Here is an 11,533-nt window from a genome sequence, read left to right on the forward strand (position 1 = left end):
CTACCGGTTCCGCACGACAACGGCGACGGCCAGCGCCTGCAGCAGCGTCAGCGGGACCAGCACCATCCAGGCCACCTCCATGTAGCGCTCCATGCGCACCGCCGGGACCAGGCGGCGTCCGGCGACCAGGAGCCCCAGCACCGCGGCCGTCTTCAGCAGCGTCCACAGCCACGGCGGGAGGAGCGGCCCGTTGCCGCCGCCGAGGAACAGCGGCACGCTGAACGCGGCGGTCACCGCGAACAGCAGCCACCGGCCGCCCATCAGCAGGAGCCGGTCGGCGCCGCTGTACTCCAGCACCGCACCGCCCGCGAGGTCGCGCCCCAGCGGCTGGCCGAACGGGCCCCAGAACGCCATCGCCATCGCACTGAGCAGGTAGACGACGAACGCCACCGGCATCCACACGACGAACCACAGCCCCTGCTGCGCACGGACCACGTCGCCCACGCCGAGGGATTCCGCGCCGAGCGCCGCGGTGGTCAGGGCGAACATGTGCGGCAGCTCGTACGCCAGCCCCTGGGCCAGGAAGCGGTATCCGCCGATCAGCGACAGCGCCGAGTTCGGACCCCACCCGGCGAGCCACACCGCCGCCCAGGCGAGCGCCTCCATGGCGTTGAACCAGACCACGCCTACCGCCGGGTCCGTCGCCGCACCCCACCCCCACGGCAGCACCGCCGCCGCCAGCACCGCGGCGACCGGCACCAGGGCGATACCGAGGCGGCCCAGGAGCGGATCCGCGGCGTTCGTCCGGCGCCGCTGCTGCCCGAGCAGCCGCACGCTTTCCCGCATGGGCGCCGCGGCCTCGCGCAACGCCCGTCCCCCGCTGCCGCGTTCGGCCCGCGCGGACAGCACGGCGTCGAAGCCCGCGGCCGCGGTCGCGAGCACGGCCAGGGCGAACGGCACGGCGAGGACCGCCCCGAGCGGTGCCGTGTCAGCCATGGGCCGCCGCCATGCCGAGCACCTCGTCCACGTCCGGATCGAGACTCGCGACGATCAGCCGGGCGCACGCGAACTCGGCGCCGGCCAGCAGGCCGGGGAGGACGTCCAACAGGGCCTGCGACGGCGGGCGTCCGTCGAGGCGGCCGCGCGGCCCGTCCGCCGCGTCGGGGGGCAGCGGGTTCCGGTCGTCGAGACGCGCCGCGGCGGCCTCGATCGCGTCCAACCACGCCAGCACCCGACGGTGCACGTCGCCGGCTGCGGCGGGTCCCATGAGCCCGGCCGATTCGGCTTGGGGGGAGGGAAGTTCGCCGATCCCGGCGGTGAGATGGCGCAACGCCGCCGAACGGCGGACGGAACGCACGAGCCGGGGTAACTCGGCAGCGACCGTCACCGCCGCGGCGCCGCCGAGCAGCGCGTCGCGCAAGCGCCGGGCGCGGGCCGCCGGTTGCGGCCGGCCCGCGACCGAGAGCAGCCGGGCAAGGCTGTCCAGGTGCGCCGCGCAGGACCGGCGCGCGGCCGCGCCCTCCGGGACGGGCAGGCCGTGCGCGGCCTGCAGCCACGGCTCGGTCCAGAACGGCAGGTCGGCCGGCGGCTCGGAGGCCCACCAGCGCACGGCGGCTTCCTGGATCACATCGCCCTGCAGCGCGACGTCGACCAGCAGTCCCGTGGGCCAGTCCGGCAGCGCCGGACCGAGCGTCAGGTGCAGGCGGTCCAGCCGCAGCCCGTCGCGGTCGTCGGCGCGATCGGCCATCGGGAGCCCGGCGACGAGACCACCGTGATGGTGGCCGTGGCCGTGGCCGTGTTCTCGGCTGTGTTCTGGGCCGTGTTCCTGACCGTGCTCGGCATGGCCGTGTTCCGCGTGGCCGTCTTCCTGACCGTGTTCCGCGTGGCCATGTTCCGCGTGGCCGTGTTCGTGCTCGGTGTGGCCGTGCTTCGCGACGTCGACGGGCCCCGGGCCGTCCCCGCCCGCCGCCAAGTCCCGGCGGACGTCCGCCAACGCGTCGCCGACCCTCGTCGCATGCGGGACCACCGCGTACGCCTTGGGCCCGGGCACCGCCGCCCACACCGCGGCGAGGACGTCGTGGTGCCCCGCACCCGGCACTCCGCAGACCACCAGGGCCGATGCCGCCGCCGGCCTGTCGGCGAACCCCGGTCCGTGCGCGCCGAGTTCCGCCTCCAGTGCGAGGCGCTGGCGGGTCGCGCCGGGCAGCGTCACCGGCAGGACGGCCGGACGGCGCGCCGACGCCGCGCGAAGCCGCGTGCTCAGGCCCACCGCAGGGCGCCTTCCCGCCACGCGTAGACGACCGCCGCGAAGAGGATGCCCAGGAAGAGGAACATCTCGACGACCGCCGGCGTCCCCACCTCGCGGACCGTCCTGACCCACGGGTACATGAAGAGCATCTCCATGTCGAAGGCCAGGAAGATCATGGTCACCGCGTACCAGCGCACATGGAAGCGGGACAGGGCGTGCTCGCGCGGCGGTACGCCGCCGGAGAACGCCGGGGATGCCAGTGGCGACCGCTGCGCGCTCAACAGCGTGTTCATCCCGTAGACCGCGGCGACCCCGGCGACGGCCACGCCGAGCAGCACCAGGGCCGGCTCCCAGACACTCACGGCGGCCATCATGCCCGTTTTATCCGGAACGCCCGACGTGACACGCGGTCACCGGCGGACCGGGCCCACCAAGGAATGACGCCGCGGCCGACCCGGACACTCCAGTCCCGGTCGGCCGCGGCGCCGAGGTCAGGACGGGCGGACGATCTTGGTGATCGGCATCGAGTCCCACGGCGCGGTGCGCACGTTGGTGCCCGGCTTCGGCGCGTGGATGATCTGCCCGTTGCCGATGTAGATCGCGACGTGCGAGTAACCCTCGTAGTAGATGATCAGGTCGCCCGGCTGCACCTGGCTCTTCGGGATGTTCGGGCCGATGCCCGCCTGGGCCTGCGAGGTGCGGGGCAGCGAGACGCCGGCCTGGCGCCAGACGAAGCCGGTCAGGCCCGAGCAGTCGAAGGAGTCCGGGCCGGTGGCGCCGCGCACATACGGCTTGCCGAGCTTCGCCTTCGCCGCGGCGATCGCGGCGGCGGCACGGCCGCTCGCCGGGACGTTCGCCGGCGGGGCTTCCTTCTCCGCCCTGTCCGCCCTGTCCGTCTTGTCGCCCGCGGTCGAGCCCGGCGTGTTCGGGGTGCGGGTGTCGTCGCGCGACGCGCGGGTGTCCTCGCCGTGGCCCTCCTGGGCGAGGAGCGCGGCGCGCTCGGCCGCGCTCAGCGTGTTGAGGAGCTGCTGCGCCTTCTGGAGTTTCGCGTCGACCTCGGTCTTCTTCGACTCGAGGTTCTTGCGGGTGTCCTCCAGCCGGCCGAGCTTCCGGGACGCTTCGCTGCGCTCTTGGTCGAGCGAGCGCTTCTTGGCCTGGATCTGCCGGATCACCTCCGCCTGGTGCGCGGTGATCTGGTCGAGCTGGGCAGCCTTGCGCAGGTAGTCGTCCGGGTTCTCGGAGAGCAGCAGCGCGAGCGTCGGGTCGATGCCCGCGTTCTTGTACTGCGCGCTCACCAGGGCGCCCATGCCGTCCTGCAACGCGATGAGGTCGGACTGCTCCTGGGCGATGCGGTCCTGGATCTCGCCGACCTGGCTCTGCAGTTGCTCGGTCTCCTCCTGGAAACCGTTCAGCTCCTCAGTGGCGATCTCCGCCTCGTGCTGGAGGTCGTTGATCTGCGCCTTGACCTGGTCCTTGGAAGGAGCCGGGTCGGCGTGGCTCACGCCGGAGGACAGGGCGACCGCGGTTGCGGCCGCGGCGGTGACAACACCTATTCGCGCTTTGCTCGGTTTCTTGAGCCGTCGGTGGGACGGCACTCGGGCGGCCTCCTTCTTCCTCGGCCGCCTACCGGGTGAGCTGACGGGTTCGGGCCGGAAGGAGGCCCTACAGCGCGGCGGACCGCGCCGATTCACCCCGAGGAACGGTGGTTCCCCGGCTCCGGCTCGGCCCGGGGAGACCTCGCCGGATTCGGCGGAGGCGCCCGCTGTCCGCCCCGGTCAAGGCGGACGACTCGGCGGTCGCCCGAGACCAAACCTTAATGATCACGATCAGGTACAACCAAATGGTCTGCCCGGCTTGCGCAAGTGCGCGCTCCGCCGCGGCCGTTCACCCCGACACACCCGCTCAACCCACTTGTGACGCCCACGTTTCGCGTTTCCAGCGGCATTGCCCGTTTCTCCATCAAATACTGCTGTTTGCCCTGCTGTTCACAATTGACGCCTGCCTTCGGCGCCGCACAGAATCGACACGTGATCAGTCGCCACCGCATTTCCCACATGCCGGTGCCCCCCGGCGCGCACTGTCGCTGAACGACGCGCGCCGCCATGTGCGGGCCGGTTCTTCTCCGTTGCCCGCTCGTCCCGTTCGGTTGTCACCGCGCCCGTGGCGCGGCGGTCGCGCGTGCCGCCATCCCCTGCCGGGCCCTTGCGGGCTGGGGATTCCGCCATCCGTGTCTTCGTCGGGTTTCCCGACGTCCGCCTGTGAAAGGGCCGATCAGTCATGACCGCATCCACGCTCGACCAGATCACCGTCACCAAGGTTGCCGGGCGCATCGGCGCCGTCGTCGAGGGCGTACGCCTCTCCGGGGACCTCGACCCCAGCGCCGTCCAGGCCGTGCGCGACGCCCTGCACGCCCACAAGGTCGTCTTCTTCCGCGGCCAGGACCACCTGACCGACGAGATCCAGCTCGCCTTCACGCGCCTGCTCGGGACCCCGATCGGCCACCCGACCGTCAACACCGAAGGGCAGTACGTCCTGCCCATCACCAGCGAGTACGGCGGCGCCGCCGACCAGTGGCACACGGATGTCACCTTCGTACCCGCCTACCCGCTGGCGTCGATCCTGCGCGCCATCGACATCCCGTCGCACGGCGGCGACACCGTCTGGGCCAACACCGCCACAGCTTACGACGAACTCAGTCCGGCGCTGCAGGAGTTGGCGAACGGACTCCGGGCGATCCACACCAACGCCTACGACTACGCCGGCCTTTCGCCGGACAAGGACCCGGAGGCGTTCAAGCGGTACCTGGAGGTCTTCGCCTCCACCGTGTACGAGACCGAGCACCCGGTGGTGCGCGTGCACCCGGTCACCGGCGAACGCACGCTGCTGCTGGGCGGGTTCGTCCAGCGGCTGGTCGGCTACTCCCGCGAGGACTCGCGGCTGCTCGTGGACCTGCTGCAGGGCCACGTGACCCGGTTGGAGAACACGGTGCGCTGGTCGTGGCGCGAGGGCGACGTGGCCATCTGGGACAACCGGGCGACGCAGCACCGTGCCGTGTCCGACTTCGGCGGGGCACGCCGCGTGCTGCACCGCACGACCGTGGACGGCGACGTTCCGGTGGGCGTCGACGGCCGGGCAAGTGTGGCGGTCAAGCCGCGGCCTGCCGACAACTGAGCCGGGCAACGAGTCGGACAAACGAGTGGGGCGCCGGGACGAAATCCCGGCGCCCCACTCAGGGTTGGCGGTGAAAAGCGATCGATCCGCGGCAGCCCACGGGCACCGCGGATCGATCCAGGTCCTACTCGTACGTCGCGGCCGCCTCGCGCAGCGTGCGGATCACCGTCTCGGGGTCGTAGGCCGCACTCGGTCCGGGCGTGTAGGTGACCGCCCGCAGCGTGCCCGTGTACCGGAACGAGCCGTGCCGCTCGTACACCGGCCACGACACGGGCGACTTGCGGTCCACGCCGACGCTGATGCCCTGCAGCGGCGCCATGCCGATCAGTAGGTGCACGCCCTCCAGCCAGGCCACGTCCGTGCCGTCGACGGCCACCGTGAAGTCCCAGCGGAACCTGGGGCGGGTGCGGGCGCGCAGCGTGACCAGGTGCGGTCCCGCGGCGAGGGGTCCCGCGTCGATCTCGTGGAGGACGCCGTACTCGTTGTACGCGAACCACAGGCGCCCGTCCTCGACGTACACGCTGTAGCCGCCGCCCTGGTCGCCGTGCGACAGCAGCACGCCGGCATCGTCCGCACCGTGCCGGGCGATCGCGATCGCCGCCTCGAAGTCGCGGAAGGAGACGAGCTTCGCCGAGCGGTACCGCTCCAGTTCGGGGGTACCCGCGAGGATGCGCACCGGACGGCGCAGCAGCTCTTCGTCCGGGTGCCGGAGCACCAGCGCCCCGCTCGCGTCGGCAAGCGGGAACACGCCGTTGCGCCAGGCGGCGGCCTCCCAGGCCGCCGACAGCTCCTTGACCGCATCGGGACGGTCCGCGGCGAGGTCGTCGATCTCGGTGGGGTCGCGGACGATGTCGTACAGCGCCCATTCGCCGTCGTCGTACTCCGCGCCGAACTGGTGCTGGGTGACCAGCTTGTAGGGGTGCCGGTAGTAACTGCGGTTGCCGGTCATCTCGCTGTACTGCTCGAGGTGCGTCGACTCCGCGGCGGGATCGGCGAGCACGGACGTGAACGGCACTCCGTCCGGCTCCTGGGTCGGTACGCCGCGCCGCTCGGCCGGGTGTTCCAGGCCGGCCAGTCCGAGAAGCGTGGGCAGGACGTCGGTGACGTACTGGTACTGCGGCCGGATCCCGTCGTCGGCGGCGTCGCGCGGCAGGCCGGCGGGCCAGGAGACGACGAACGGCACGCGCACGCCGCCCGCGTATGTCTGCCCCTTGTAGAGGCGGAAGGGGGTGTTGGAGGCCATCCCCCAGCCGCGCGGGTAGTGGACGAGGCTGCGGGGGCCGCCGACGAGGTCGAGTTCGCGGTCGACGTCGCCGTTCCACTCCTCGGGCAGTCCGGGGTGGTGGACGAAGCGTTTGAAGTAGGCGCGGGTCCCTTCCGCGCCGCCTTCGCCGGTTCCGCCGTTGTCCGAGGTGAACACGATGATGGTGTTGTCGAGTTCGCCGAGTTCTTCGAGGGTGGCGGTGAGGCGGCCGAGGTTCTGGTCGATGTTGTCGACCATGGCCGCATAGACCTCCATGTAGCGGGCGTACAGCTCGCGGGTGTCGGCGGGGACGTCGTCCCAGGCGCCGACTTCGTGGCCGCGTTCGAAGTTGCGGCGCGGCAGGCGGGTGTCGGCGGGGAAGAGGCCGTCGGCGATCTGCCGGGCGAAGCGGGTGTCGCGGAGCCGGTCCCAGCCCTCGTCGTAGCGGCCGCGGTGCCGGGCGATGTCGTCGGCTTTCGCCTGGAGCGGCCCGTGCACGGCGTTGTGCGCGACGTACAGGAAGAACGGCTTGTCGGCGTCGTGGGCGCGCAGCGACGTGATCATGCCGATGGCTTCGTCGGTGATGTCGTCGGTGTAGTAGTAGTCGTCGGGGAGTTCGTCGATGTCGAGCGGGCTGTTGTCGCGGACGAGCTGGTGCGGGTGGAAGAGGCTGGTGAGGCCTTCGAGGACGCCGTAGTACCGGTCGAAGCCCTTCTGCAGCGGCCAATTGGCCCGGTCGTCGGCGGCGTTGGACGCGGAGTCGCGGACCAGGTGCCACTTGCCGACGGCGAAGGTCGCATAGCCGGCGTCGTGGAGGAGTTGCGGCAGGGTGGGGATGTCCTCGGCGATCTCCATGGCGTAGCCGGGGAAGCCGGGATCGGCGTTGGCGACGAAGGAGTAGCCGACGCGGTGCGGGTTGAGGCCGGTGAGCAGCGCGGCGCGGGCCGGTGAGCACAGCGGCATGGTGTGGTAGTTGGTCAGGCGAAGGCCGTTTTCGGCGAGGCGGTCGAGGGTGGGTGTCGGTATCTCGGAGCCGAAGGGGCCGATGTCGCTGTAGCCCATATCGTCGATGAGGACGACGACGATGTTGGGGGCGCCGGGCCGCGCGGTGCGGTGTGGCGGCCATGCGGCTTCGGATGCGGCGAAGGTGCGTCCGGCGCGCCCGGGGAATTCGGCGTACGGGTCGCGGCGGCGGGGGTCGGGGTTCGTGGTCACGGGGCTCCTCAGGCGGCGGCCGCGGCGGCGGGGACGGGGCTGGGCACGGCGGCCAGCAGGTCGCGGGTGTACGGGTGGCGCGGGCGGGCGCACAGCTCTTCGGCGGGTCCGGTCTCGACGACGCGTCCGGCGCGCATGACGGCGATGCGGTGCGAGATCTGCCGGACGACGGCGAGGTCGTGGGCGATGAAGACCATCGACAGGCCGAGTTCGGCCTGCAGGTCGGCGAGCAGGTTGACGATCTGGGCTTGGACCGAGACGTCGAGTGCGGACACCGGTTCGTCGCAGATGAGCACCGACGGCTTCGGGGCCAGGGCCCGGGCGATGCCGATGCGCTGGCGTTGGCCGCCGGAGAAGTCGCGCGGGTGCCGGTCGGCGGCGGCCGCGTCCAGGCCGACGCGTTCCAGGAGTTCGGCGACCCGGCGGCGCTGGTCCGCGGCGGTGCCGATGCCTTGGGACACGAGCGGGTCGGCGATGATCGCGCCGACGGTCATGCGGGGGTTGAGCGACGCGTAGGGGTCCTGGAACACCATCTGTACGTGGCGGCGCAGGTTGCGCAGTTCGGCGCGGCCCGGCTTGGTGAGGTCGCGGCCCTCGAACAGGATGCGGCCGGACGTCGGCGCGTGGATGCCGACGAGGGTGCGGACGAGCGTCGACTTGCCGGAGCCGGACTCGCCGACCACGCCCAGGGTTTCGCCGCGCCGGAGTTCCAGGGACACGTCGTCCAGCGCGACCACGCGGTTCCGGCGCGAGTGGAACACCTTGCCGAGTCCGGCGACGGCGAGGACGGGCTGCGCTTCGGCCTTCCCGTCGGCCGCGGCCGTCCGCGGAACGTCGGCAACCGCCTTCGATGCCGCCGCGGTGAGCCGCAGCGCCGCGTCGTCGACCCAGCAGGCCACCGTGCGGCCCGCCGTGTCGCGGACGGGCGGCTGCTCGTCGCGGCACCGGTCGGTCGCGAGGGTGCAGCGGTCGGCGAAGGCGCAGCCGGCGGGCGGGGCGGACAGGTCGGGAGGTGTCCCCGGGATCCCTTCGAGGCGGGTGCCGTAGGGCGCGTCGAGACGCGGGACGGCCCGCAGGAGTCCGATGCTGTAGGGGTGGCGTGGTGCGGTCAGCACGTCGGCGGTGCGGCCGTGTTCGACGACGCGTCCGCCGTACAGCACCATCACGCGCGCCGACGAGCGGGCGACGACGCCCATGTTGTGGGTGATGAGCACGGTCGCGGTACCCGTTTCGCGGCCCAGGTCCTCGACCAGGGTGAGGATCTGGTCCTGCACGGTCGGGTCGAGCGCGGTGGTCGGCTCGTCGGCGAGCAGGACGTCCGGTTCGTTGGCGAGGGCCAGCGCGATCATGACGCGTTGGCGCATGCCGCCGGAGAACTGGTGAGGGTGGTCGCGCATGCGCTTGGCGGGCTCCGGGATGCCGACCAGGTCGAGGAGTTCGGTGGCGCGGGCGGTCCGGCGGCGGCGGTCGACGCCGTGGGCGCGCATGGCCTCGTCGAGGTGGCGGCCGACGGTGAGCAGCGGGTTGAGCGAGGTCATCGGGTCCTGGAACACCATGCCGATGCGGGCGCCGCGGATGTCGCGCAGCTCGGCTTCGGTGGCGGCGGCCAGGTCGAGGGTGCCGTCGAGGACGACGGATCCGCCGGTGATGCGGCCCGCGGCGGGCAGCATGCGGTTCAGGGCCAGCGCGGTGGTCGACTTGCCGGAGCCGGACTCGCCGACGATGGCGAGGGTTTCGCCGCGGGCGAGGTCGAAGCCGACGCCGCGTACCGCCTGCACGGGCCCGCGCTCCGTGTCGAAGGAGACGTGCAGGTCGCGCACGCGCAGCAGGGGTGCGGCGGCGGGCGCTTCGGGGACGGCCGGGAGCGGCTTGTCCACGGATATGGTCATCGTCGGGCTCCTCGGTTCAGTGCCTCCGCGATCAGGTTGAGGCCCACCACGAGCGCCGTGATGACGACGAGCGGGCCCAGCGCATAGGCGGGGTGGTCCTCCAGGTAGGGCCGGGACGCGGCGAGCGTGGCGCCGAGGGCGGCTTCGGGCGGGCGGATCCCGATGCCGATGAAGCTCATCGCGCCTTCGAGGATCACCGCGACGGACATGGCCAGCGCGAAGTGGACGACGACCGGGTCGGCGGCGTTCGGCAGCACGTGCCGGGTGAGCAGCCGCAGCGGGCCGGCGCCGCCGACGCGGGCCGCCACCGCGTACTCGCGGTCGCGGTGCACGAGGATCGCACCGCGCAGCAGCCGTCCGAACCCGGGTGTCTCGACCAGCGCGATGACCACGATCACGGTGCCGCGGCCGACGCCCATCACCGCGGTGACCGTCAGGCCTAGGATCAGGCCGGGGAAGGACAGGACGAGGTCGAACAGCCGCTGCACGGCGACGTCGGCGGCGCGGTGCGCGGTGGCCAGCAGCGCGAGCGAGCACCCGGCGAGTGCCGCGATCGGCACCCCGGCGAGCACCACGAGGAGGTCGGCGCGGATGCCGTACAGGAGCCTGCTCAGCAGGTCGCGGCCGAGTTCGTCGGTCCCCCACGGGTGGCCGCCGGAGCCCGGGGACAGCAGGGCGTCCGCGGTCTGGAAGTTCGGGTCGTAGGAGGTCAGCAGCGGTGCGGCCAAGCCTGCCGCCAGCACGAGGCCGACCAGGGCGAGGCCGATGATGCCGCGCGGCGTGGCCAGGCCGCGCAAGTAGCGGTTGCGGACGCGGCGTTTGCGGGCGGCCGCGGCCGGGACGGGGCCGGGGAGGAAGGTTGCAGGTGCGGTCATGGCGTCACCCCAGGCGCACGCGCGGGTCGAGCAGCGCGTACGCGATGTCGGTCAGCAGTTGGACGGCCACGAACACGGCGACGAGGAACAGCAGCAGCGCCTGCACGACGGGATAGTCGCGCCGGGTCACCGCCTGTTCGGCGAGCGTGCCGAGGCCGGGCCACGCGAACACCGCCTCGACGACCACCGCGCCGCCGAGCAGCACGCCGACCTGCATGCCGAGGGCGGTCAGCACCGGCGGCAGCGCGTTGGGCAGCGCGTGCCGCCACAGCAGGCGGCGCGGCGGGATGCCGAGCGACTTGGCGGTCCGGGAGTAGTCCTCGCCGAGGGCCTGTTCGAGGCCGTCCTTGACGTAGCGCGCGAGGACGGCCGCCGTCGGCAGGGCGAGGGCGAGCGCGGGCATCAGCAGGTATTGGAAGCCGATCTGCGGGTCCGCGAGGATCGACTCGTGGCCGCCGGGCGGCAGCACCCGCCAGGTGACCGCGAACGCGAACACCAGCAGGAAGCCTGTGACGTAGCCCGGGACGACCAGCGACAGCGAGTTGAACGCGGACAGCAGGGTCTGGCCGATCCGGTTCTTCACGGTCACCCCCAGCACCCCGCACACCAGCCCGAGGGTGATGGCGAACAGCAGTGCGCCGAGCGTGAGTTCCACGGTGTTGCCGATGCGCTGCCCGAGCAGGTCGGACACCGAGCCGCCGATCAGGTAGGAGCGGCCGAAGTCGCCGCGCACCGCGTCCGCCAGCCACGTGCCGTATTGGGCGAACAGCGGGCGGTCCAGGCCGAGGTCGTGCCGGATGGCCGCCACGGCGTCCGGCGACGAGTCGGACCCGGCCAGCGTCGCGGCCGGGTCGCCCGGCACCGCGCGCAGCACGAGGAAGATCACGAAGGAGGCGAGCAGCAGGACCCCGAACGCCGAGGGCAGCCGCCGCAGCAGGTAGCCGGTCATCGC

At 72.4% G+C, this 11,533-nt stretch carries 9 protein-coding genes and 1 riboswitch; of the genes, 1 reads left to right on the plus strand and 8 read right to left on the minus strand.

The genetic code is table 11. The features are described 5' to 3' along the window. From ABEA93_RS23505 to ABEA93_RS23520, 4 genes are all read right to left on the minus strand, one after another. Positions 1 to 936: an NADH-quinone oxidoreductase subunit H gene (locus tag ABEA93_RS23505; protein ID WP_345677693.1), complete on the minus strand. Its 936-nt coding sequence runs from the start codon at positions 934 to 936 to the stop codon at positions 1 to 3. Next, positions 929 to 2,209 (minus strand): hypothetical protein, encoded by a 1,281-nt coding sequence (locus ABEA93_RS23510; protein ID WP_345677694.1) that lies wholly within the window; start codon positions 2,207 to 2,209, stop codon positions 929 to 931. Before ABEA93_RS23510 ends, ABEA93_RS23505 begins: the two co-directional genes overlap by 8 nt. Continuing rightward, positions 2,200 to 2,562 (minus strand): NADH-quinone oxidoreductase subunit A, encoded by a 363-nt coding sequence (locus tag ABEA93_RS23515; RefSeq protein ID WP_345677696.1) that lies wholly within the window; start codon positions 2,560 to 2,562, stop codon positions 2,200 to 2,202. Before ABEA93_RS23515 ends, ABEA93_RS23510 begins: the two co-directional genes overlap by 10 nt. A 117-nt stretch (positions 2,563 to 2,679) precedes the next feature. After that, the gene (locus ABEA93_RS23520; protein ID WP_345677697.1) at positions 2,680 to 3,783 is read right to left on the minus strand and encodes a C40 family peptidase; all 1,104 of its coding nucleotides are present in this window, start codon (positions 3,781 to 3,783) and stop codon (positions 2,680 to 2,682) included. A 10-nt stretch (positions 3,784 to 3,793) separates the two neighbouring features. Continuing rightward, positions 3,794 to 3,950, minus strand: a riboswitch (cyclic di-AMP (ydaO/yuaA leader). A 515-nt stretch (positions 3,951 to 4,465) separates the two neighbouring features. Between ABEA93_RS23520 and ABEA93_RS23525 the strand changes: the two genes are divergently transcribed. Then, on the plus strand, positions 4,466 to 5,359 hold the full coding sequence (locus tag ABEA93_RS23525; protein ID WP_345677698.1) for a TauD/TfdA dioxygenase family protein: 894 nt from the start codon (positions 4,466 to 4,468) through the stop codon (positions 5,357 to 5,359). Between the two features lie 124 nt (positions 5,360 to 5,483). Here the strand turns inward: ABEA93_RS23525 and ABEA93_RS23530 are convergent, their stop codons facing one another. Genes ABEA93_RS23530 through ABEA93_RS23545 form a run of 4 tightly spaced genes read right to left on the minus strand, consistent with a single transcriptional unit; the run spans position 5,484 to position 11,530 of the window. Then, positions 5,484 to 7,817 (minus strand): arylsulfatase, encoded by a 2,334-nt coding sequence (locus ABEA93_RS23530; RefSeq protein WP_345677699.1) that lies wholly within the window; start codon positions 7,815 to 7,817, stop codon positions 5,484 to 5,486. 8 nt (positions 7,818 to 7,825) lie between these two features. Then, on the minus strand, positions 7,826 to 9,706 hold the full coding sequence (locus tag ABEA93_RS23535; RefSeq protein WP_345677700.1) for a dipeptide ABC transporter ATP-binding protein: 1,881 nt from the start codon (positions 9,704 to 9,706) through the stop codon (positions 7,826 to 7,828). After that, a complete protein-coding gene (locus ABEA93_RS23540; RefSeq protein ID WP_345677701.1) occupies positions 9,703 to 10,581 on the minus strand; it encodes an ABC transporter permease in 879 nt (292 codons plus the stop codon). The genes ABEA93_RS23535 and ABEA93_RS23540 overlap by 4 nt, the downstream gene beginning before the upstream one ends. A 4-nt stretch (positions 10,582 to 10,585) precedes the next feature. Next, a complete protein-coding gene (locus ABEA93_RS23545; protein WP_345677702.1) occupies positions 10,586 to 11,530 on the minus strand; it encodes an ABC transporter permease in 945 nt (314 codons plus the stop codon). Positions 11,531 to 11,533 lie beyond the last annotated feature (3 nt).

It is taken from the genome of Yinghuangia aomiensis (genome assembly GCF_039542225.1).
Lineage (GTDB): Bacteria > Actinomycetota > Actinomycetes > Streptomycetales > Streptomycetaceae > Yinghuangia > Yinghuangia aomiensis.

Excerpts from the sequence above, each read along its gene's own strand:
- ABEA93_RS23545 (WP_345677702.1), bottom strand. The coding sequence starts at position 11,530 with ATGACCGGCTACCTGCTGCGGCGGCTGCCCTCGGCGTTCGGGGTCCTG.
- ABEA93_RS23505 (WP_345677693.1), bottom strand. The coding sequence starts at position 936 with ATGGCTGACACGGCACCGCTCGGGGCGGTCCTCGCCGTGCCGTTCGCC.
- ABEA93_RS23540 (WP_345677701.1), bottom strand. The coding sequence starts at position 10,581 with ATGACCGCACCTGCAACCTTCCTCCCCGGCCCCGTCCCGGCCGCGGCC.
- ABEA93_RS23525 (WP_345677698.1), top strand. The coding sequence starts at position 4,466 with ATGACCGCATCCACGCTCGACCAGATCACCGTCACCAAGGTTGCCGGG.
- ABEA93_RS23515 (WP_345677696.1), bottom strand. The coding sequence starts at position 2,562 with ATGATGGCCGCCGTGAGTGTCTGGGAGCCGGCCCTGGTGCTGCTCGGC.
- ABEA93_RS23535 (WP_345677700.1), bottom strand. The coding sequence starts at position 9,706 with ATGACCATATCCGTGGACAAGCCGCTCCCGGCCGTCCCCGAAGCGCCC.